This is a genomic window from Nonomuraea sp. NPDC001831, from assembly GCF_042892035.1.
Lineage (GTDB): Bacteria > Actinomycetota > Actinomycetes > Streptosporangiales > Streptosporangiaceae > Nonomuraea.
This window is the reverse complement of the sequence record NZ_JBIATU010000007.1, coordinates 236760-259140: the sequence shown is the minus strand read 5'-3', so window position 1 is coordinate 259140 and position 22381 is coordinate 236760. Positions and strand designations below refer to the sequence as shown.

The window sequence follows — 22381 nt, the reverse complement described above, 5'->3', positions numbered from 1 at the left end:
CCTCGACCTGTCATTCGCTCGACTTGTCGTCGACCCGTCCATGCGTCGACCCGTCATTTCCTCGACTTGTCGTCGACCCGTCCATGCGTTGACCCGTCCATGCGTCGACCCGTCATCCCCTCGACGCCCAGATCCCGAGCCCGATGATCACGCCCAGGATGACCAGCATCGCCAGCAGGATCAGGCCCAGCGTCTTCCCGCCCGAGGGCCGGTTGTCCTCTTCCACCCGCCCAGTTTCCCACCGCGCCCCCGCCGTCCCCGCGCCACCCACCCACATGCGAAGACGCCCGCCCCTGGCCGGGACGGGCGTCTCGCCGATTGGTCGTTACGAGGCCACGGGCTCGTGCTCGCGGTCGTTGTTGGCCGGCTCGCTCGTCACCGACCTGCGCTTGGAGACGACGATGGCCGCCACGACCACCGCCACCGCCACCACCGTGATGCCGACCCGCAGCGCGGCGTTGCCCGCGTACAGGACGACGGCCGGCGCGACCAGCAGCGCCACCAGGTTCATCACCTTGATCAGCGGGTTGATGGCCGGGCCCGCGGTGTCCTTGAACGGGTCGCCGACCGTGTCGCCGATGACCGTGGCGGCGTGGGCCTCGGAGCCCTTGCCGCCGTGGTGCCCGTCCTCGACCAGCTTCTTGGCGTTGTCCCAGGCGCCACCGGAGTTGGCCAGGAAGACGGCCATCAGGGTGCCGCAGGCGATCGCGCCGGCCAGGAACGCGCCGAGCGGCGCGTAGCCGAGCGCGAACCCGACCGCGATCGGGGTCATCACCGCCAGCAGGCCGGGCGTGGCCAGCTCGCGGAGCGAGTCGCGGGTGCAGATGTCCACGACGCGGCCGTACTCGGGCTTCTCGGTGCCGTCCATGATGCCCGGCTTGTTGCGGAACTGGTCGCGTACCTCGAAGACCACCCGCATGGCCGCGCGGCCGACCGCCGAGATCGCCAAGCCGGAGAACAGGAACACCACCGCGGCGCCGACGATCAGCCCCACCAGCACGTTGGGCTGGTCGATGCTGAGGCTGAAGGTGGAGAAGGCGCCGAGCGCCGCCTTGATGTCCTGGCCGGCCTTGGAGAGCTGGTCCTCCACCGCCGTGCGGAACGCGCCGAACAGCGCCGTCGCCGCCAGCACGGCCGTGGCGATGGCGATGCCCTTGGTGATGGCCTTGGTGGTGTTGCCGACGGCGTCGAGGCTGGTGAGCACCCGCGCGCCCTCGCCCTCGACGTCGCCGGACATCTCGGCGATGCCCTGGGCGTTGTCGGAGACCGGGCCGAAGGTGTCCATGGAGACGATGACGCCGACCGTGGTCAGCAGGCCGGTGCCGGCCAGGGCCACCGCGAACAGCGCGATCGTGACGTTCCCGAACCCGAGCAGGAACGCCCCGTAGACCGCGCCCCCGATGATCAGCGCCGAGTAGACGGCCGACTCCAGGCCGACGCTGATGCCGGCGAGGATGACGGTGGCCGGGCCGGTGGCCGAGCTCTCGCCGATCTCGCGCACCGGACGGCGGTTGGTCTCGGTGAAGTAGCCGGTCAGCAGCTGGATGGCGCTGGCCAGGACCAGTCCGATCAGCACCGCGCCCACCGCGATCAGGCGCGGATCGGCGTCGGAGGTGACGGTCGAGCCCGACAGGGCGCCGAAGCTGCTGGGCAGATACCAGAAGGCCGCCGCGGCGACCAGCACCGCCGAGATCCCGGCCGAGATGAAGAAGCTGCGGTTGATCGCCGCCATGCCGCTGCGGTCTCGGTCGCGCAGCCCGGTGACGAAGATGCCGATGATCGCCGTCAGCACGCCGATCATGGGCACGATCAGCGGGAAGATCAGGCCCTGCTCGCCGAAGGCCACCTTGCCCAGGATGAGGCTGGCGACCAGCATGACCGCGTACGACTCGAACAGGTCGGCCGCCATGCCCGCGCAGTCGCCGACGTTGTCACCGACGTTGTCGGCGATCGTCGCGGCGTTGCGCGGGTCGTCCTCGGGGATGCCCTGCTCGACCTTGCCCACCAGGTCGGCGCCGACGTCGGCGGCCTTGGTGAAGATGCCGCCGCCGACTCGCATGAACATCGCCAGCAGCGCCGCCCCGAACCCGAAGCCTTCGAGAACGTGGGGCGCCTCGCCCTGGTAGATGAAGACGACCACGGCCGCACCGAGCAGCCCGAGGCCGACGGTGAACATGCCGGCGACGCCGCCGGTGCGGAAGGCGACGCGCATGGCGCGCTTCTCGCCCGACTCGTTGGCCGCGGCGGCGACGCGCACGTTTCCGCGCACCGCCAACCACATGCCCATGAATCCGGTCAATGCGGAGAACACCGCACCGACCACGAAGAAGATCGAGCGACCGACGCGTACGTCCATTTCGCCCGGTAGCAAGAGCAACAGGAAGGGAATGACGATCACGAAGATCGCCAGTGTGCGGAATTGGCGCGCGAGATAGGCAGCCGCGCCTTCCTGCACGGCTCGCGCGATGTTCTGCATGCGTTCGGTGCCCTGGCCGGCGGACAGCACCTCGCGTACGAGGCCGCCGGCGACGGCTAGCGCGATCAGCGCGACCGCGGCTACCACGATCACTATGGTGAGATTGTTACCGCTCAGGGACAGATTGGGCGCTGGCGCCAATGCCAGCATGTGCCTGCTCATCGTTCTCCTCGGCAAGACCGGTCGTCTCGCCCGAACGGTGCTGCGGGTCTCTCGGCGGGCGGGTGCGGCACCATCCGGGTTGTGGGTGCCGCTTCCGGTTGAATCCGCGGTTCCGCCGGATCACCTTGGCCGGTGCCGGGAGTCTACGCAGGCACTGAACGGATATGAAGGCTCTCGGGGCGGGTATTTGCGCGGGCGTTCAGTAATCCCCTGACAGCGGGCCGGTTTGAGATCTGACAGGCGAAATTTCCTCAGGTTTACGGGCATGACAACCCCACAAATCGGACCGCCCGAAACCCAGATTTAATCCCCACGACACGCCGATCCCCCTCCACGCCCACCCCCACCCACAACCGCCCTCTGCCAACCGCGCCCCGCCCCCACCACCTGGCGGCACCTCCAGACACCCCCGCCGGACCGTCACCTCCCGGCCCCACCCACCGGCCCCCCTTCCAGCACCACCATCCGGGACCACCATCCGGGACCACCTTCCGGCGCCACCTTCCGGCGCCACCGCCGCGAGATGCGGCGGGGCGCCACGACCGGTGGACGCGCCCACGTGACACGGGGCCGCCGGCCGCGGCCTGACCGACGCGGCACAACGCCACGGCCTCGCAGGGACACAGCCAGGCCCACACGGCCCGCCGCCACACGCCCCGCGACACACGGCGCCCAGCGCAAGCCCTTCCAACAACCCGGCCGACTATCCCCCACTCATCCACAGCCTGTGGACAACTCCTATCCCTGTCCACAGACACCACTGCGGCGGCAAGATCCATGGGCAGTCGTATTGCTCTACCAGGGCACGTCAGGCAGCGCAGGCCGAGCCTCGCCATCCTGGCCTCCCGGCCCTCAGGCGCGCCCCTCGCCGGCGAAGGCGTCGCAACGTACCGAGCCCTCAGCCCCCAGCCCAGACCCTTGCCGCACTGGCCTTCGGACTCCAGCCTCCGGCTGCGCCGCCGTAGATCTTCGCCCTTCGATCCCAGCCGCTACCCGCTCCCTGCAGAACCGCCTGCACAGCCGGCCCGCAGTCCGCGCCCCCGAGCAACCGCCCGATCGAAACCTGGACGTCTCGCCGTACAACACAGCGGTTGAACGCGCGAAGCGGGCTTTGGCCTGCTTTGAGGCCGAAGCCCAGGCAGCATGCGACGTAGAGGCGTGCGATGTAGAGACGTGCGACCTGGAGACGTGCGACCTGGAGACGTGCGACCTGGAGACGTGCGACCTGGAGACGTGCGACCTGGAGACGTGCGACCTGGAGACGTGCGGCCCTCGCACTGCTTCGATGCCGTGCCGGGCCCCGCGCCGGATCGCCCTGAGCTCTTCGCCGGTCCACGCCGTGCCCCTGCGGCGCTGAACCCCCGCATCGGGACCTCGCTGAACCGCTCCCGCAGGACCCCTGCACCCAACTTCGCTGACCCCTGCACCAGGCCTGGCCAAGACCCTGGGGCTGGTCCGCCGACGACCGCGCACACGCTGCCGCTTCTCTCGGATCGGTGCGGGCCGTCCGGACATGCCGACAGGACGAGGCAGCCGGCACCCTCGTCAGGACATGCGGAAACGTGGTGCGACTCGACAGGGAGGAAGGCATGCCACGACCGGACACCCCCTCATCCCCGTCTATCGCCCCTGAAACCACACCCGACCAGCTCGAACACGTCCCTTGGGAGACAAGGGACCGATCCAAGCGATGTCAGGTCAGGAACCCGCCCCGTTGGAGGCGGGCCAGCTCATCCGGATGTTCGTCCCCTTGGGGCTGGGGAAGACCTCGACGTCATCGGCCAGACCCGTGATGACGGCGATGCCGAAGCCTGACATGAACGAGTCAGAGAGCATGCCCAGATCGAGCGGCTGCTCCTGCTTGATCTCGTCACTGGGGGCCAGATCGCTGACCGTGACCTCGAAACGCCCGGAGTCGTCACGTAGCTCGATGCGGATGGGCTCGCCCGGGCAGTGAAGTCGATGCGCCTCGACCGCCCGGGAGCATGCCTCACCCACGGCGAGCCTGACTTCGTCCAGCAGCGATTCCTCCACGCCGGTACGACGGGCGATCGCCGTGGCCACCAGCCGGGCGGTCCGCACATGCGCGGGGAGAGCGCTGAACGTCAGCTCGACGGTAGCCATGCTACTTGTCTTTGCCGTGAGCTTCCTTGGCCTCGTCGACGGAAGCGTAAATCCCGAAGACCTTGGTCAGACCGGTGATGCGGAAGATCTTGAGGATGCGCTCCTGGGTGCACACCAGCTCGAGCGAGCCGTCGTGCGCCCGGACCCTCTTGAGCCCTCCGACGAGCACTCCCAACCCCGTGGAGTCGAGGAAGTCGACCTTCTCCATGTTCACCAGAAGGTGGAAGTTGCCCTTGTTCACCAGGTCGATGAGGAGCTCACGCAATCTCGGCGCCGTGTAGACATCGATCTCACCCTCGACCTCCACGATGGTGAGTCGGTCTTCGGTGCGGTGATCCAACTTCAGATCCACAGATCCTCCAGCGCCTCGCCTGCGAAAGTACTCTTGCGGGCCTGGCAATCTGGAGCGTGGCCCCAGACTGTCCGACCCTGACGCGCGGCATTCAACCACGCGTCTGGCTTGTGTCTATACGAAATCACGATTCCCGGCGACTTTGCCCATCGATGCAAGACTGGAAACAGTGACTTCCTCGGCATCCTCCCCACAACAGGCAGGTCCACTCCTCGCCCACCTGCTCGGAGTTCCCGCACGTCATGAGCGTGTCACCCATGTGGAGCATGTTCCTGCACGTCAGGCGGGTCAAGCGCGTTGGCCGGACTGGGCGCCGGAAGTCCTGGTTACGCGCTTGGCGAACCGTGGAGTTACAGGACTCTGGCCTCACCAGCACGAAGCCGCCGACCTGGCTTTCCGTGGCCGAAACGTGATCATCAGTACCGGAACGGCCTCGGGCAAGTCCCTGGCGTACCTCACGCCGGCGGTCGCCTCCTGCCTCGACGGCGGCACCGTCCTGTACCTGACGCCGACCAAGGCCCTGGCCGCCGACCAGCTCCGCGGCCTGCGCGAACTGCGCATCACGCAGGTGCGCGCCGCCTGCTTCGACGGCGACACCCCCTTCGAGGAACGTACGTGGATCCGCCAGCACGCCAACTACGTCCTGACCAATCCGGACATGCTCCACCGCGGCGTGCTGCCCCGCCACGCGCAGTGGTCCTCGTTCTTCCGCCGCCTCCGCATGGTGGTCGTGGACGAGTGCCATGGATACCGCGGCGTCTTCGGCTCGCACGTGGCCCAGATCCTGCGCCGTCTGCGCCGCGTCTGCGCCCGGTACGGCTCGCGCCCCACGTTCATGCTCGCCTCGGCCACGGCGAGCGAGCCCGGCGTGTTCGCCATGAGGCTGACGGGGCTTGAGATGGACGAGGTGACCACGGACGCCTCTCCGAAGGGTTCCACGACCATCGCGCTCTGGGAACCGCCCCTGACGGACCTGCGGGGCGAGGGAGGGGCTCCTGTGCGCCGCACGGCCACCGCGGAGGCCGCTGACCTCCTCGCGGACCTGGTCCTGGCGAACGTACGGACGCTCGCGTTCGTACGTTCGCGACGCGGCGCCGAGACGGTCGCCCTGTCCGCCCGCGCCAAGCTGGCCGACGTCGCCTTCTCCGTCACCGCCCCCTGGCCCCCGCACGCCACGCCCGAAACCGCGCCATGGCCCCCGCACGCCACGCCCGAAACCGCGCCGTGGCCCCCGCACGCCACGCCCGAAACCACGCCGTGGCCCCCGCACGCGACACCCGAAGCCACGCCCCCGGGCTTCTCCCCCGGCGCCGAGTCCCCGCCGCTCACCTCCTCCTCGCCCCCTCAGGACTCCGCTTCCCCCACCGGAAGCGCCGCATCCGACGTCCAGGACCCGCGCCACTCCACCCCGCCGAGCCCGCTCACCTGGGCCATCCCCGACGACGTCCAAGACCTGGCCGCCCTCCCCGACAAGGTCGCCGCCTACCGCGCCGGCTACCTCGCCGAGGACCGCCGCCTCCTGGAGAAGGCCCTGCGCGCCGGCACCCTCATGGGCCTGGCCACCACGAACGCCCTCGAACTCGGCGTGGACGTCTCGGGCCTGGACGCCGTGCTGATCGCCGGCTGGCCCGGCACCCGCGCCTCCCTCTGGCAGCAGGCCGGCCGGGCCGGACGCGACGGCCAGGACGCCCTCGCCGTGCTCATCGCCAGGGACGACCCCCTGGACACCTACCTCGTCCACCACCCGCAGGCTTTGTTCGGCCGGCCGGTGGAGGCGATCGTCCTGGACCCGGACAACCCGTACGTCCTGGGCCCCCACCTGTGCGCCGCCGCCGCCGAGATCCCGCTGACGGACGACGACCTGCCCGTCTTCGGCGCCACCACCGCCGACGTCCTGGAAGACCTGGTCGCCCGGAACCTCCTGAGACGCCGTCCCGCAGGCTGGTTCTGGACCCGCCGCGAACGCGCCACCGACCTCGCCGACATCAGAGGCGGCGGAGGCGCCCCGATCCAGGTGGTCGAGTCGTCGACCGGCCGCCTGCTCGGCAGCGTGGACGAGCCGTCCGCCCACACCACGGTCCACACCGGCGCGGTCTACCTCCACCAGGGCGAGACCTTCCTCGTGGAGACCCTCGACCTGGACGCCGGAGTCGCCCTGGTCGAGGCAGCCAATCCCGACTACTCCACGTTCGCCCGCGACATCACCGACATCTCCATCCTCGCCACCCAGCGCTCGCGCCCCCTCGGCCCGGGAACGCTGCACTTCGGCGAGGTGGAGGTGACCAGGCAGGTGGTCTCGTACCTGAAAAGACGCCTGCAGTCAGGCGAGATGCTCGGCGACGAACCCCTCGACCTGCCGCCCCGCACCCTCCGCACCCGCGCGGTCTGGTGGACCCTGCCCGCCACGGCGGTCGCGCCGCTCGCGGCGGCGGACATCGACCTCGGCGGCGCCGCGCACGCCGCCGAGCACGCCTCGATCGGCCTGCTCCCCCTGTTCGCCACCTGCGACCGATGGGACATCGGGGGCGTCTCCACCGAACTGCACGCCGACACCGGCCTGCTCACCGTCTTCGTGTACGACGGCCACGAAGGCGGCGCGGGCTTCGCCGAACGCGGCTACGCGCGGGCCACCGACTGGCTGACGGCCACGCGTGAGGCGATCGCGTCCTGCGAGTGCGAGCGCGGGTGCCCGTCCTGCATCCAGTCCCCGAAGTGCGGCAACGGCAACGAGCCCCTGCACAAACGCGGCGCGCTCCAGCTCCTGGACATCCTCCTCGCCCCCGGCCCCCTGTCCTAACTGTCACCCTTCTCCGGCCGGCGCCCCGCATACGCCCGCTCGTCGTCATCGTCATCGTCATCGTCGGAGGCCCAGAAGTCGCCGGCGCCCGGCAGCGGACGCTCCCAGAAACCGCTGTCCTCCATGCACCTGGGCGACGGTGGCAGGTAGTCGTCCCAACGCTGCTCCAGGGGGGTGGCGGGTGGGACGACGGGGCCGGTGGCGGGCTCGGGAACGTCCGTGACAGCCGAACTGGGCAACGCGATGCGCGGCGGATTCTGCGGATCCTGCCCTGCCTCCCTCGCCGTTTCCCGGCCCGTTTCCCGGCCCGTTTCCTGGCCCGTTTCCTGGCCCGTTTTCGGCCGAGCCTCGTGACGGCCTGTCTCCCGTGCTTTCTGGGCCGCGCGTAAGTCCTGCACGCTCAGATGGATCGGCAGAGCGACCGGCACCTGCCCCGACGCCCCACCCGACATCCGAGCCCCCCTTGGCTCCGCCTCCCGCCACCCCCGAACGTCGTATGCCCCCTGAGCCTCTCCCGCCCTGGGGGCCGCGCTTTCGGGAAGCGGACCAGGTGCGGCGGCCGCCCCTTCGAGAGCACGCTGCGGCGTCTCACGCGCCTGGCCCTGCGCATCCCCTGCCCTCTCGTCTTCGCCGGCGCCTTGCCTGATCGCAGGCTCGGGCAGGGGCGTCGAGGGGTTCGGCTGGGGAGGTTCCGGCATGCGTGTCCTGGCGACGGCGAGCACCACGGTAGGACGTCGGGACGCTGTCCTGGCTCGCGGAACCTCGTCGGGGTTGGGCTGAACCGTCCTGCTTCCTGCTGATGTGGCTGCACGGCTGGCCGAAGCCGCGGCGCTCGCACCGCCACGTCCGGCGCCGGTGGCCAGCGCGCGCCGCCGAGCCCATGCACCGGCGTGCGCCGCGAGCAGGAGAAGTAGCAGGCCTCCTGTCACGTACATCCCGTACTGCCCGAAGTTCCCCGTCGGCGACTCGTCCGACTCTGCCCTGACGCCGCCCGCCTGGATCGCAGCCGCTTCGGTGTCGTCGTCCGCGCGCTTGTTCGTCCCGGACGCTTCCTCGCGGCTGGGGTCGTCCGCGGTCGAGGTCGGGTGACTTTCCGGCATTGCGGGCAGGGCGGAGGTGTGCCTGCGGGTCGTCGTGGGCTTGCGGGTGGGTACGGTCGTGGGCCTGACGTGCTTCTTGGCCGGGAGGGTCGGCAGCGGATCGACCCGCGTCCTCCCGCCCGTCTTCGTCGTCTGCTTGGTCGTCTGCTGCTTGGTCGTCTGCTTCTTGGGCTGGGACGCGGCCGGCGCGGGAACCGTGACGTACGCGACACCCGATTTGCCCGACGCGACCGAACCACCGTCGCCGTCGCCGCGGAACGCCTTGACCGTGATGCCCACCCGCCGCCCCGCCGCCTTGGCGGGCACCGCGAGGGCGGCCTTGCACGAGGAGCCGGAGCATGCGTTGTCCGCGGACAGCCGGCCGACGACGCCGGACTGACTTGTGGAGACCTCATAGGACTGGAGATCCGGCTCCGAGCCCTTGCTCCAGGTCACCTCGACCTTGGTGGCGCCCTCCAGACGCGCGTCCACGTTCCTCGGGGGCTCGGGAGGTCGCCGCAGCTTGAACGTGCTGGTGGCGTACCTGGTGCCCGTGATGTCTCCTTTGAGCGTCACGGTGAAGGTGCCGTTGGGCGCGCTGCCGGCGTCGAACGTACCGGAGATCGTCTGGTTCGCCCCGCCTCCGGCGACCCTCTGGCTCGGGGTGGCGGGGCCTTCGACGTACAAACCCATCTTGAGCTGCATCAACCCGGTCTGAGCAGAGACCGTCACGGACGACCCTGTGACCACCTGGCCGTCGGAAGGCGACGTGATCTGCCCAGAGGCTTCGGCCTGCCGCGTCACCACAGCCGCCTGCGCCGACCCGCCCAGGACGATCGAACCCGCCACGACCGCCACAGCGGCCACCACTCTGCCAACCACCGTCACGACGATTCCCTCCACAGAGAGCCTCGCGCCGCATGACCGTCCAGGGGGCGTGCACGCGACGACCGGAAGTGCAGTCCGCCCGGCCGATGCGGTCACCGACCGCTCCTGAATTCGCCCTGTTGGCGACGTTCTGGAGGCGCGCCGTGGATGGCATGAACCGAGGGTAAGCGGAACCTTATGCGACGTAGCGAACTCTTGGACACCGCGTCCAAGAAGTCGTGACTCGATTGCGACATTGCACCGCAACTCACAGAAATATCGCCTGTTTGATGGGGATGATCCAAAAACACCAATAAACCCCAGCCGAAAAGGCGCCTCTTCCATCAATCAAACAACTTCGGCCCCAGACTTTCGCGCAATACCTCACCTAAGAGCAAATCCCGAGAATCTCCGCGCCCCGCCTCACACCGAAACGCCCCGGGCCTCCCCGCAACGCTTCACACGGGAACGTCTCGCGCACCCCCTCAGCGCTTCACACCGGAACGTCCAGCGAGCCTCCTCAGCGCTTCACGCGAGAACGCCCCCACGAACCTCCCTGCAACGCTTCACGCGAGAACGCCCCACGAACCTCCCGTGGCGTTTCACAAGGGACACGCCCCACGAACCCTCCGTGGCGTTTCACGCGACACCCCCCGCCGACCGCACGCTGGCCGGACGCCCCCAAGACGCCTCTCACCTCGACACGAACACCGCTGCCGGCACGCCGCGCCAGCTTCCCGTCGATGAACCGCATGCCGCCTCGGCCGCCAACCGCCCTACGTTGCCCGATCCCCCGCCGCCCCCCTGGCTTCAACTTGCTCCGCCAGGTTCCAGGCGAAGCCGCCGTCGACTCATCCCGGCACGCCTCGCGCCTTACTCCGCACGCTTCAAGCGGAAAGCCCCAGCGCACGAGCCGCCACGCCTCGCACCTCACACCCGCTGATTCGCACGCCACCATCGATGCCCGCAGCCCACGCCATAAGGCCCTTACTCATTTCGCCCGCCGAACGATTATCAGCCCATCGCAGAACAGGGTGGCCAGTAGTTCGAGGTCCCTCGCACAGACTTCCACGCTCCGCCACACCACTGTCCCGACGCGACGAATCGTGCACCGAGAAACCAGCTATGCCCCGTCGTCGCCATCGCGCAGCGAATGAATCATGCTCTGCAAAATCCGGAACGCGTCCGACTGCTCGGCCTCGGTCATGCCGGCCAGCATTCTGACCTCGACGGACCGGACCGCCGCGCTCGCCTTCTCCAGGCTCCGTCGGCCGCGAGGCGTGAGCCGCGCGGGAAGCGCCTTCCCCACGGGCGCCTCCGCGGGCCTGGTCACGTAGCCGTCTCGCTCCAGGGTCTGGAGCAGCACGTTCATCGACTGCCGGGTCACGAACGCGCCACGCGCCAGCTCGGAGTTCGACAAGCCCGGCCGTTGAGCCAGCAACTCCAGGCAGGAGTAGTGCGTCACGCTCATCCCGAGTGGCCGCAGCACCTCCTCCATGGCTGCCCGCAGGGCGCTCGAAGCCTCTTTCAGCAGGTAGCCCAGCGATTTGTCCAGGTCGACGCCGGCCCCGTTTTGACTCATGTCAGTATTCTGACATACATTGAGGCGTGTCAGAAAACTGACATAGAGCTGAAGGAGCATCCTCATGCCCGTCACCGGCCCCGACTTCATCTCGCTGCAAGCGCGCGACCTCGACGCTTCGCAGGCGTTCTACGAGCGGTACCTCGGCCTCGTCCGTTCGCAGGCCGGCCCTCCGCACGCCGTCGTCTTCGAGACGAAGCCGATCGCCTTCGCACTCCGCGAAGTCGTTCCCGGCACCGATCTCGGCTCCGTTGCCCAGCCCGGCATCGGTGCCGCGATCTGGCTGCACGCCACCGACGTCCAGGCCATCCACGATGCTCTCCTCGCCGACGGCCACACCATCGTCTCCGCACCGATCGACGGCCCCTTCGGCCGCACCTTCACCTTCGCCGACCCCGACGGCTACCAGATCACCCTCCATGACCGCGCCTGAGGCGAGCACCCTGGTCTTCGGAGCTACCGGGGGACTCGGCCGCCACCTCCTTGACGCGCTGGTCGCTCGCGGAACCAGCCCCGGAACAATCACCGCGGCCGGACGGAACCAGGCACGTCTGGGGGAACTCGCCTCCGCCGGGTTCAGCACCGCCGCCGTCGACCTGTCGGATTCAGCCGGCGTCGCAGAGCTGGTCGCCAGGCACTCCGACATCGTGTTGATCTCGGGCAGAGACCCGAACCGTCTCGCTCAGCACGAGTCGGTCATCGAGGCAGCGAAGAACGCGAACGTCCGGCACCTCTACTACACCAGCGGAGTTCGAGCCGACGACGACCGGTTCGAGATCAACGCCGACCACAGAGCGACAGAGGACGCTCTCACCGCGTCCGGCGTGACGTACACGATCCTGCGGAACACCTGGTACATCGAGAACTACATCCAGACGCTGGCAGGCCCCCGCTTCACCGGCGTTCTCGCCGCGGCGACCGGCGACGCCGTCGTTGCCGCAGCCAGCCGGAAGGACCTGGCTGAGGCGTTGGCCGTCGTCGTCACCACAGCTGGGCACGACAATGTGACTTACAGCCTCTCCGGCGACACGAACTTCACCTACGCCGACATTGCCGACGCGATGTCGGTCGTCCTGAAGCGGGAGGTCACGTACCGCCCTGTCACTTCCGAAGAGCTGCGGGTAGCACTGATCAACTCCGGGATGGACGGCGAGCTGGCCGGCTTCTTGGCACGTCTCGACGAGACCATCGCCGCGGGAGTTTTCGCTCGCGTCGGTGACGATCTCTCGCGACTCCTCGGCAGGCCGACCACCGGCCTGGTCGAGGGACTGACGGCAGAGTGAGCACCGGAGCCGCCGCAGGCGCGTTGGCATCTCGCCTCGCGCCGCCCCCGTCTCCCGATCAGCCAGTGGCCGGACTCGCGCGCAACGCCCCGAGGCATGCATGTGTCGGGATCGATCACGCGCCCCCAAGGACCCAGGACGGCGGCCTGACGACCGGCCGCTGCGATCAGCTGCTAGCCAGGTGACATCGTGACCGGCCCCGCGCGAGACCTGCCTGTAAGGGTGTGTGCTCCGGCGATCGGCAAGGTGATCGACAACGAGGTCCGGACGTCCGCGATCTCTCCTGTGATCTCACAAGCCGCCAGCCGGACACCGTTCTTTCTGGCCAACGCGGCCGCCCTGCCGCAAGCGCCCTCGGGGTCGACGATGGCCGTTCTGGCCGCGGCCAGAGCGCTCAGATCGGCCGCGCTGTCAACCCGATGGCGGGCCACACGAACCGCCCCCACGGAGGCCAACCCTCCGGCAACCGCCATCAGGAGCCCCATGAGGGCCACTCCCCATAAGGTCGCCGACCCTCGTTCCCTGTGCTTGATCATCCTTGTCCTCACAGTGATTGATCGGTGAAAGGTCGTCGATTCGCTGAGCTTTGAGACGCTTCCGCACCTCCCGCGCTGACGATCTCCGTGCCGCGTCGCGGAGTTGTTGTCTCTTCTTGTGGGTAGAAGACGCCGTAGGGGTTGGAGATTTCGCCCCCCGGCTGCCAGGAGGACACGAGGGCTCATGTCCTCCTGGCAGATCTCATTTCGGCAGGCACCTGCGTGACGTCACGGTTCTGTGGCGGCTGTCGCCGAGGCCGACACGCGGACGGCCGGCAGCGAAGCGCCCCAAGCTGGTCGTACATCTACTGCGATCTCTACGTGGGTGAATTCTGCGTCGCGGGCGATCTCTACGTGTGCGTCTGGGCGGGTGGCGGAGCGGGCGAGTTCGCGGACCTGGTCCAGCGGCTCACCTCGGGCTGCGGCGCGCACTGCCGCTCGGGCTGTGTCCACGCATTCCAGTTGGACGTTCACCGCTTGTATGGCCCAGAGCGCGGCTGCCAGGACGATCATGAGCGCGGGCAGCATGGCGGCGGTCTCGGCCGTCACCGAGCCGCGTGATGCCGACCGTTGCCTGGTGGCGGCGTTCCGCGTCTGGGGGAGGGTCATCCGGTCATCTTGAGCGCTCGGTCTATCAGGGATTTCAGCATCTCCTGCACCTCCGGGCTGCTGACCACCTTGAACAGGAGCGCGGCGAAGGCGCAGGCCGCGATGGTGCCGACTGCGTATTCGGCTGTGGACATGCCGCGCTCTCGGTTCGCGACAGCGCAGGTGATCCACTTGCCGGGGTACCAGCGTGAGCTCTGCCCGGTGGGCCCGCTGGGAGGTGCGGGGATGGTCGAGGAAGCGTGGGTGGCTGCCGTCTCGACGTCGGAGGAGTCGTCGGCTTCGGGGGGCGGCGTGGTGGTGGCCGGCTCGGTGCAGGCGGTGGGCCAGGATGAGGTGGCGTACGCGTGAGCTGGAGTGGGGCTGTGGGTGCCTGGCATGGTGGCGGGACCTTGCATCGTGCCTCCAGGTGGTCGGAGCCGGGTCTTGTCCGGCGGGAGTCCAAGGTTCGCCGAGAAGGCACAACCGCCGTCAGGCCGAATGGCGTTCTGGGGATTGTCGGCGCGTCGGCCCCCAGACTGTGGACAAGGCCGCCGCCAAGGGGGACGTCACGGCAGGACGATCGTGGAAGCGAGGCCGGCGATCACCGGGATGATGCCGAGGAGGACGAAAGCCGGCAGGAAGCACAGACCCAGCGGGGCGACCGCCTTCACGCCCACGGTCCGGGCGGCGGCGAGTGAGGCGGCTCTGGCAGTGTCTCGGGCGTCGTCGGCCAGCCGGGTCAGGACGTCCGCCAGCGGGGCACCGGTCTGCGCGGCCCGGCTCATGGCTCTCGACAGCTGGCTCAGGGCCGGGTCCTTCGCCAGGGTCGCCCAGGTCGGCTCGGGGTCGGCGCCCAACCGGAGTTGGCTGCCCACCCATGCCAGACGCTGACCGAGGGGGCCGCCGATCGTGGTCGCGGCCAGGTCGGTGGCAGCGGTCACCGGTTGTCCGGCGAGAAGGCAGGCGGTCATCAGGTCGGCGGCGAAGGGTAGATCGGCGGTGATCTGCTCGCGTTCCTGGCGGGACCGCGGAGGTTCCTTCCTGTGCAGGATCAGGGCGGTCACCGGGGTCAGCAGAAGGGCCACCGCGATTCCTGGGAGGCCGCCGACCAGGAGGGCGGTGATCACGCTGGTGACGGCGGCGGTGGTGACGGTTCTGCGGCTCGGGCGGCGGTGGTGGGGATCCTTCTTGTCGAGCCAGTCGGGCTGGGCGGGGACGTCCGTCGGAGATGTGGCGGGGCTCGACGGCGGGCCGGGCGCGGGCAGGAGGCGGCTGAGGCGGTCTGCCGGGACGCATGGGGCTGACCACAACCAGGTCGCGAGGGCTGCGCAGAGGGCGGACAACACAGGGAGCATCGGACGAAATCCAGAGGTTCGGTTGGCAGAGATGAGGACGCCTCGCCGGAGTACCGGCTTACAGATCACGCCGAAGTACTGGCCTACAGGTGTCCGAAGGCGTGGTGGGTCAGGGTTGGGCCTTGGTGGCCATGCGGTGGGTCCACCACAGGCCGCAGGCGTCGAGGGCGGTGCCGGACAGGAGGCAGAGCAGGCCCGGCCAGGTGCCGAACAGGAAGCTCAGCGGATGCATGTTGAGCGCTCCCGCCATGAGCAGACCGAGGACCGGCAGGCCCGCGAGCATCCGGGCCGTCGTGCGGGGGCCGGCCAGTTGGGCGGCGACGTCCTGGCGGTGTGTCTGGGCGGCGCGGAGCGTGCCGCCGACGCGTTCGACCAGGGCGGACATGCCGGCGCCCACGGTGAGGCTGACGTCCCAGCAGGCCGCGAGCCGGCGGAGGCCCTCGCCGCCCTGAGCCGGCGCCGCCGCCGTGAGGGCCGCGGAGACGTCGCCGCCGTCTCGCGCGGCGGCCAGGGCGGGGCGCAGAGCTTGCGGGTCGGGGAAGTCGACTGTCGTGATGGCCCGGGTCAGGGCTTCGCCGGGGGTGCGGCCCGCGGCGAGCTCGGCCGAGAGCGACTGGCACAGCTCTATGGAGGCCCGGCGCCAGGAGTCGGCGCGGCGGGCGGGACCGGGGCGGGTGAGGGTGGCCCGCAGCAGGTGCTGCCATGGGAGCTGGCGATGGCGAGCGGTCAGGAGCGCGTGCAGGCGGCGGGCGGGCGTGGCGGGGCCGGTCCACAACCAGATGGCGCAGGCTGTGGACAGGGCCGAGACGAGCGCGGCGGTCATCGCCCGGAGGCCTTCACGATGTCCTGCGCAGCAGGGATTCGTAGCCGGGGCCGGTGTGGGAGGAGCCGTTCGCGGCGAAGGTGAGGGCGGGGACCGATTCGACGAGGCCGGCCGGGGTTCTGGAGAGCAGGCAGATCTCGGCGACGCGCCTTCGGCCGTCGCTGCGGGTGCGGGTCAGGTGGACGACCACGTCGAGGGCCGCGGCCAGCTGGCTGTGCACGGCCTCCCTGGTCAGACCAGCCGCGCAGCCGAGGGCTTCCAGGCGGGGCGGCACGTCGGCCGCGGCGTTGGCGTGCAGGGTGCCGCAGCCGCCCTCGTGGCCGGTGTTCAGGGCGGCGAGCAGGTCGACGACCTCCGCTCCCCTGACCTCGCCCACCACGAGACGGTCGGGACGCATGCGCAGCGCCTGGCGCACCAGGTCGCGCAGGCCCACCCCGCCCGCTCCTTCGAGGTTGGCCGGGCGCGTCTCCAGACGGACCACGTGGGGGTGCAGAGGGCGCAGCTCGGCGGAGTCCTCCACCAGCAGGAGCCGTTCGGCCGGGTCGGCCTGGGACAGCAGGGCCGACAGGAGCGTGGTCTTGCCCGTGCCGGTGCCTCCGGTGACGAGGAAGGCGAGCCGGGCGTCGACCATCGCCGTCAGCACCGTGACGGCCGCCGGGGCGATCGTGCCGGCCGACACCAGGTCGGACAGGGTGAAGGTGCGGCGCGGCGGCAGACGCAGCGACACGCAGGTGCCACCGGACGCGATCGGCGGCAGTACGGCGTGCAGCCGGACGCCACCGGCCAGCCGCGCGTCGACGTAGGGGGACGCGTCGTCGAGCCGGCGACCGGCGGCGGCCGCGAGGCGCTGGGCCAGCCTGCGGACCGCCCCGTCGTCGGTGAAGGTGACGGAGGTGCGGCGCAGGCCGCCGCCGTCGTCGATCCACACCTCGCGTGGGCCGTTGACCAGTACGTCGGTGACGTCGGGGCGGGCCAGGAGCGGCTCCAGCGGGCCGGCGCCGATCAGGTCGGCGCACAGGGCGCGGGCCACCGCCAGGATCTCGGCGTCTCCGTAGACCGAGCGTTCGGCCCGGAGCGCCACGGCCACCTGGGCCGCCGTCGGCTCCACACCGGCGCGCGCCAGGCGGACGCGGACGGCCTCCACGAGCTCCGGCGAGACCTCCTCTGCGGCGCTCATGCCGGGAGCAGGTCGCGGAGGAGGGCGGCGCAGAGGGCCCCGAGGACCGTGCGCGGGCCGAGCCCGGGCAGCTCGCCGCGGTTGAGGGTGGCGGTGAGCCTCGGGTGGTCGGGCAGGTTGGCGGCGACGGGGATGCCGAGGGACGCCGCGGCCGTCTCCTCGTCGAGGACGCCGGGACGCAGGACGGCCCGCACGTCGGAGGTGTGTTTGCGGAGCTCGCCCAGGACCTGGACGGTGGACAGGATGCCGCGCAGGTCTGCCGTGGTGACCGTCAGGGTCGTGGTCGCCCTGGTGAGGGCTTCCACGGCGGCCGGGTCGAGATGGCGTGGCAGGTCGACGACGATCAGGTCGAAGCCGCGCCGGCCCGCTTCCAGGACCGAGCGCATGGCCTGGGACGGGATCGCGGCCACCGCGCCCCGGTGGAAGGACAGGACCGCGAGGTCGCCGAACGACGGGAGCGCCGCCCGCAGGGCGGTGGAGCTGATCCTTCCCTCTCTGGCCACGAGGTCGCCCCAGCGGGCGCCCGCCGCCTCCTCGTGGCCGAGCAGCGCGTCGATGCCGCCGCCCAGCGGGTCGGCGTCGACCAGCAGCGTACGGAGGCGGTCGCCCGAGGCGCGCAGGGCCAGGCAGGCGGCGACCACGCTCGCGCCCGCCCCGCCGTGGCCGCCGACGACGCAGGTCACCGCGCCGGAGCGGGGTTCGGGCTCCATGGCGTCGGCCAAGCGCTCCACGAGGTGGCGCTCGTCGCCGGGCAGGCGGACGACGCCCTGGGCGCCCACGGCCACGCATTTTCGCCAGGTGTCGGGGTCGTCGGGGACGCGGGTCACCAGGAGCACCTGGTCGCGGGCGGGCGGCGAGGTGGCGGAGAGCGCGTCGGCCTGGTCGGGGCCGACGGCGACCAGGGGGGCGAGGTTCCAGTAGGGGCGCGCGCCTGCGGGGGACTGGGCCACGTCGAGCTGGGCGCCGGCGGCGGCCGCGATGCGGACCAGGTCGTCGAGGAGGTCGTGGTCCTCGGTGATGACGAGGGGGCGGTGCACGGGGTCCTCCTCTTGCGGGGGCGTGGGAGGCCAACCCTGCCGGTGAGGAGGGACGTCGCGAGAGGGCGAACGGGATTCTGTGGACGGCGGCGCCGAGGCACGTACCGCCTGTGGACAACCGGTGAGCCCGAGACGACCTGGGGCGGAAAAAGGGCGACCCCCGCCGGGGGGGAGAGCGGGGGTCGCCTGATCGGTCCGGCTCCGGGGGGGTAGAGCCGGTCCCGTTTCAGAAGAAAGCTTTCATCACTTCACCGGAGCATGGCAAGAGACTTGCAAAGCAATCCCTCACTCAGTCGCTCCAGTTTCGGGCGATACCACCGTATGCTGCCCGATCCACTCGAGTTTCGTCGAGCAGTAATCTGGCATTTTCGCCAAGTTTTTTCGCCACCCCATAACGATCGCATAAAGGCGATCACTGTCCGTAATCGTCACAGGTAGGTAACGGGTTGGCGTTCGCGGGCGCCGCAACGGAACCCTCCCGGCCGCCCCACGGCCCGGTAAAGGTCTTGTGCCAAGGGGTTCCCATCAGGGGGGATCCGACGTAGAAAGGTGTTACGGACCACTTGTCCGGGTGCATCAGCCGGGCACCCACGTGCGACCAGCCGCGGGAGGCGCGTCGTGACGGGCTTGACCCGCTCCGACGAATTGAGGTGCACGCTTGGTAACCCGGTGTGATGCACCGGCAGACGGCGTCTCGCACGAGACGCCGTCAGCTATGTGACCAGCCCGTCCGTCAGCCCCGCTGCATCGCTTCGCAGATCGCGGTGGTCTCCCGCACCCCCAGGCTTACCGCCGAGGCACAGTGTTGTACCCACTGACCGACGCCCTCGGGGGTGCCGGTCAGGTACGCCCGCAGCGCCTCCGCGTACGGCAGCTCCAGGTGCCCGATCTCCACGACGACCAGCGACTTCGGGTCGAGCCCGTACTCGACGAGGGTCAGCCGCTCCGCCGAGCGGGCCACGACGCCGTCGCACGTACCGAACGGACGCAGCACCGCCAGCTCGGCGTGCACCACGGCGGCCAGCACGATCGCCGGGGCCTTGCCCGCCCCTTCCAGCAGCCGGAGCAGGGCCTCCATCCGCGTCGCGGTCTCCGCGGCCCCCGGCGCGGGGCCGAGCCCGAGCGGGTCGGGGGCCGAGTCGTCCGTACGGGGACGTCCCAAGGCGGGCTGGTCGGCGAGCCCCGCGGCGGCGACGGTGTGCAGGCGGGCCAGCACCTGCCTCGGCGCCTTCCGCCAGGTGGCGCCGAGCCGGCCCATCTCCGCGGACGCCCGCAGCGCCCCCTGGACCAGCGGGTCGTGCACCTCGTCGCGGCGCAGCGCGTCCAGCGGCACGTCGGCGCCCTCGATCGCGGCCGAGGCCCGCGCGCCACGCAGGGACGACTCGGTGGACACCGCCGGGCTCGCCCGGCGCAGGACGCGATGCCGATAGAGCCTGTCGACGGCCTGCCGGGCCTCGTCAACCGCCTCGGACACGCCTGGGAACCGCGCGATGACGGCCAATGGGTCACTCACGGAAACCGACCTTACCGGCGGGTACACCGTGCCCCACCATGGGCCACACCACCGCCGCGAAAGGCATCACGCCATGCCCCTCCACGGGCCCCACCACCGCCGCGAAAGGCGTCACGCCGTGCCCCTCCACGGGCCCCACCACCGCCGCACATGGCACCGCACCATGCCCCGCCATGGGCCACACCACCGCCGCAAATAGCACCGCACCATGCCCCGCCACGGGCCACACCACCGCCGCAAAAGGCATCACGTCATGCCCCGCCCGCGACCACGGCCACCGCCATATGAGGCGCCACGCCGCCCCTCGCCATGGACCGGACCGCCGCCGGATTAGGCGCTACGGCACCCCCCGCTTTTTCCCGCCACGCCGAACCGCATATTCTCCTGATTTCAGGATGACAACAGTTCAATTGCGTTTGTCATGCGAGCTGATAATCGTGCGGCCACCCACGCGAATCGGTACAGACCTGTCTAGACCTCTTGTGTGGGGAGGCCGTGAGCTGGTGAAGTGGGACCCGACCTATCCCACCTGGCCATAGAAGGAGCACGAAGTGGCCCCGGAGACCCCTGGCAACGAGACCCAGGCGCTGTCCAACCTGCTGCAGGAGAACCGCCGGTTCGCACCACCGGCTGAGCTGGCCGCGGCCGCGAACGTGACCGCCGCCGCCTACGCCGAGGCCGACGCCGACCGTCTCGCCTTCTGGGAGCGCGCGGCCGAGCGGCTGACCTGGGCCAGGCGGTGGGACACGACGCTGGAGTGGAACGCGCCGTTCGCCAAGTGGTTCGTCGGCGGCGAGCTCAACGTCGCCTACAACTGCGTCGACCGGCACGTCGAGGAGGGACGCGGCGACAAGGTCGCCTACCACTGGGAGGGCGAGCCCGAGGGCGACAGCCGCACGCTCACCTACAACGACCTCAAGACCGAGGTCAGCAAGGCCGCCAACGCCCTGCAGGAGCTCGGCGTGGGCAAGGGCGACCGGGTGGCCATCTACATGCCGATGATCCCCGAGCTGCCGATCGCGATGCTGGCCTGCGCCCGCATCGGCGCGATCCACTCGGTGGTGTTCGGCGGCTTCTCCGCCGGCGCGCTCAAGAGCCGCATCGACGACGCCGACGCCAAGCTCGTGATCACGGCCGACGGCGGCTACCGCCGCGGCAAGCCGAGCGCGCTCAAGCCCACCGTGGACGAGGCCGTCGCCGAGTGCCCCCAGGTGGAGAACGTGCTCGTCGTACGGCGTACCGGCCAGGACGTCGCGGTGGGCGAGAAGGACGTGTGGTGGCACGACCTGGTCGAGCGCCAGAGCGACCAGCACACCGCCGAGCCCCACGACGCCGAGGACCCGCTGTACATCCTCTACACCAGCGGCACCACCGGTAAGCCCAAGGGCATCCTGCACACGACCGGCGGCTACCTCACCCAGACCGCCTATACGCACCACGCGGTCTTCGACCTCAAGCCCGAGACCGACATCTACTGGTGCACGGCCGACATCGGCTGGGTCACCGGCCACTCCTACATCGTCTACGGCCCCCTCGCCAACGGCGCGACCAGCGTCATCTACGAGGGCACCCCGGACACCCCGCACCGCGGCCGGTTCTGGGAGATCGTGCAGAAGTACAAGGTCACGATCCTCTACACCGCCCCCACGGCGATCCGGACGTTCATGAAGTGGGGCGACGACATCCCCGCCAAGTTCGACATGTCCAGCCTGCGCGTCCTGGGCTCGGTCGGCGAGCCGATCAACCCCGAGGCCTACGTCTGGTACCGGGAGAACATCGGCCACGACCGCTGCCCGGTCGTGGACACCTGGTGGCAGACGGAGACCGGCGCGATCATGATCAGCCCGCTGCCGGGCGTCACCTCGGCCAAGCCGGGCGCGGCGATGCGGCCGCTGCCGGGCATCAACGCCGACGTGGTCGACGACCAGGGCAACAGCGTGCCCAACGGCGGCGGCGGCTTCCTCGTGGTGCGCGAGCCGTGGCCCTCCATGCTGCGCACGATCTGGGGCGACGACCAGCGCTACATCGACACGTACTGGTCGCGTTTCGAGGGCATGTACTTCCCCGGCGACGGCGCGAAGAAGGACGAGGACGGCGACCTGTGGCTGCTCGGCCGCGTCGACGACGTCATGCTCGTCTCCGGCCACAACATCTCCACCACCGAGGTGGAGAGCGCGCTGGTGAGCCACCCCAAGGTCGCCGAGGCGGCCGTGGTCGGCGCCACCGACCCGGTGACCGGCCAGGCCATCGTGTCGTTCGTGATCCTGCGCGGCAGCGTGGAGGAGAGCGACGACATCGCCGCCGAGCTGCGCGACCACGTGGCCAAGACGCTGGGCCCGATCGCCAAGCCGCGGCAGATCCTGGTCGTCCCCGAGCTGCCGAAGACCCGCTCCGGCAAGATCATGCGTCGTCTCCTGCGCGACGTGGCCGAGAACCGCAGCATCGGCGACGTCACCACGCTGGCCGACAGCACGGTGATGAACCTCATCTCCGAGAAGCTGCCCGCGGCCAAGTCCGAGGACTGATCAGGCCGCAGGACAGCTGAGGCGCATGCCCGAACTGGGCATGCGCCTCAGCTGTCTCCACCGGACGGCGTTATCGTGGGCGATCGGGTAGTTCTGTGAGTAGCA

At 70.1% G+C, this 22381-nt stretch carries 18 protein-coding genes; 5 read left to right on the top strand and 13 right to left on the bottom strand.

Annotated features, from left to right (window positions below):
* Positions 1 to 325: 325 nt before the first annotated feature.
* From ACFYYW_RS24340 to ACFYYW_RS24330, 3 genes are all read right to left on the bottom strand, one after another.
* Positions 326 to 2638: a sodium-translocating pyrophosphatase gene (locus tag ACFYYW_RS24340; protein ID WP_352319125.1), complete on the bottom strand. Its 2313-nt coding sequence runs from the start codon at positions 2636 to 2638 to the stop codon at positions 326 to 328.
* A gap of 1698 nt (positions 2639 to 4336) precedes the next feature.
* On the bottom strand, positions 4337 to 4762 hold the full coding sequence (locus tag ACFYYW_RS24335; RefSeq protein ID WP_352319127.1) for an ATP-binding protein: 426 nt from the start codon (positions 4760 to 4762) through the stop codon (positions 4337 to 4339).
* 1 nt (position 4763) lies between these two features.
* Positions 4764 to 5114, bottom strand: coding sequence for an STAS domain-containing protein (locus ACFYYW_RS24330; protein ID WP_043629845.1), 351 nt, complete (start codon positions 5112 to 5114; stop codon positions 4764 to 4766).
* A 409-nt stretch (positions 5115 to 5523) separates the two neighbouring features.
* Between ACFYYW_RS24330 and ACFYYW_RS24325 the strand changes: the two genes are divergently transcribed.
* Positions 5524 to 7911: a DEAD/DEAH box helicase gene (locus ACFYYW_RS24325; RefSeq protein WP_387651714.1), complete on the top strand. Its 2388-nt coding sequence runs from the start codon at positions 5524 to 5526 to the stop codon at positions 7909 to 7911.
* Here ACFYYW_RS24325 and ACFYYW_RS24320 read toward each other — a convergent pair.
* Entirely contained in the window at positions 7908 to 9878 is a 1971-nt protein-coding gene (locus ACFYYW_RS24320) for a hypothetical protein (RefSeq protein WP_387651711.1), read from the bottom strand. The two genes, ACFYYW_RS24325 and ACFYYW_RS24320, sit on opposite strands and share 4 nt — an antisense overlap.
* A gap of 1102 nt (positions 9879 to 10980) precedes the next feature.
* On the bottom strand, positions 10981 to 11439 hold the full coding sequence (locus tag ACFYYW_RS24315; protein WP_387651709.1) for a MarR family winged helix-turn-helix transcriptional regulator: 459 nt from the start codon (positions 11437 to 11439) through the stop codon (positions 10981 to 10983).
* A 64-nt stretch (positions 11440 to 11503) separates the two neighbouring features.
* Between ACFYYW_RS24315 and ACFYYW_RS24310 the strand changes: the two genes are divergently transcribed.
* Positions 11504 to 11872, top strand: coding sequence for a VOC family protein (locus ACFYYW_RS24310; protein ID WP_352319135.1), 369 nt, complete (start codon positions 11504 to 11506; stop codon positions 11870 to 11872).
* Positions 11859 to 12722 carry an NAD(P)H-binding protein gene (locus ACFYYW_RS24305; protein WP_387651707.1) on the top strand — a complete coding sequence of 288 codons (864 nt, stop codon included), beginning with the start codon at positions 11859 to 11861 and terminating at the stop codon, positions 12720 to 12722. The genes ACFYYW_RS24310 and ACFYYW_RS24305 overlap by 14 nt, the downstream gene beginning before the upstream one ends.
* A gap of 173 nt (positions 12723 to 12895) precedes the next feature.
* Here ACFYYW_RS24305 and ACFYYW_RS24300 read toward each other — a convergent pair whose 3' ends face one another.
* The 3 genes from ACFYYW_RS24300 to ACFYYW_RS24290 all read right to left on the bottom strand — a co-directional run bounded on the left by ACFYYW_RS24300 (position 12896) and on the right by ACFYYW_RS24290 (position 14001).
* Entirely contained in the window at positions 12896 to 13258 is a 363-nt protein-coding gene (locus ACFYYW_RS24300) for an Rv3654c family TadE-like protein (protein ID WP_387651704.1), read from the bottom strand.
* A 228-nt stretch (positions 13259 to 13486) separates the two neighbouring features.
* Positions 13487 to 13867 carry a TadE family type IV pilus minor pilin gene (locus ACFYYW_RS24295; RefSeq protein ID WP_387651702.1) on the bottom strand — a complete coding sequence of 127 codons (381 nt, stop codon included), beginning with the start codon at positions 13865 to 13867 and terminating at the stop codon, positions 13487 to 13489.
* Positions 13864 to 14001 (bottom strand): DUF4244 domain-containing protein, encoded by a 138-nt coding sequence (locus ACFYYW_RS24290; RefSeq protein ID WP_387651699.1) that lies wholly within the window; start codon positions 13999 to 14001, stop codon positions 13864 to 13866. Before ACFYYW_RS24290 ends, ACFYYW_RS24295 begins: the two co-directional genes overlap by 4 nt.
* 91 nt (positions 14002 to 14092) lie before the next feature.
* Between ACFYYW_RS24290 and ACFYYW_RS24285 the strand changes: the two genes are divergently transcribed.
* Complete coding sequence (locus ACFYYW_RS24285) at positions 14093 to 14215, top strand: hypothetical protein (protein ID WP_387651697.1); 123 nt, start codon at positions 14093 to 14095, stop codon at positions 14213 to 14215.
* A gap of 197 nt (positions 14216 to 14412) precedes the next feature.
* On the opposite strand, the gene ACFYYW_RS24280 is transcribed toward ACFYYW_RS24285, so the two are convergent.
* From ACFYYW_RS24280 to ACFYYW_RS24260, 5 genes are all read right to left on the bottom strand, one after another.
* On the bottom strand, positions 14413 to 14910 hold the full coding sequence (locus tag ACFYYW_RS24280; RefSeq protein WP_387651694.1) for a type II secretion system F family protein: 498 nt from the start codon (positions 14908 to 14910) through the stop codon (positions 14413 to 14415).
* A gap of 400 nt (positions 14911 to 15310) precedes the next feature.
* On the bottom strand, positions 15311 to 16024 hold the full coding sequence (locus tag ACFYYW_RS24275; RefSeq protein ID WP_387651692.1) for a type II secretion system F family protein: 714 nt from the start codon (positions 16022 to 16024) through the stop codon (positions 15311 to 15313).
* 13 nt (positions 16025 to 16037) lie between these two features.
* Positions 16038 to 17201, bottom strand: coding sequence for a TadA family conjugal transfer-associated ATPase (locus tag ACFYYW_RS24270; RefSeq protein WP_387651689.1), 1164 nt, complete (start codon positions 17199 to 17201; stop codon positions 16038 to 16040).
* Positions 17198 to 18238: a septum site-determining protein Ssd gene (ssd, locus tag ACFYYW_RS24265; protein ID WP_387651686.1), complete on the bottom strand. Its 1041-nt coding sequence runs from the start codon at positions 18236 to 18238 to the stop codon at positions 17198 to 17200. The genes ACFYYW_RS24270 and ssd overlap by 4 nt, the downstream gene beginning before the upstream one ends.
* A 733-nt stretch (positions 18239 to 18971) precedes the next feature.
* Positions 18972 to 19751: an oxidoreductase gene (locus ACFYYW_RS24260; RefSeq protein ID WP_358290459.1), complete on the bottom strand. Its 780-nt coding sequence runs from the start codon at positions 19749 to 19751 to the stop codon at positions 18972 to 18974.
* A 551-nt stretch (positions 19752 to 20302) separates the two neighbouring features.
* On the opposite strand from ACFYYW_RS24260, the gene acs reads away from it, so the two are divergent.
* Positions 20303 to 22276 carry an acetate--CoA ligase gene (gene acs / locus ACFYYW_RS24255; protein ID WP_387651682.1) on the top strand — a complete coding sequence of 658 codons (1974 nt, stop codon included), beginning with the start codon at positions 20303 to 20305 and terminating at the stop codon, positions 22274 to 22276.
* The last annotated feature ends 105 nt before the right edge of the window (positions 22277 to 22381 follow it).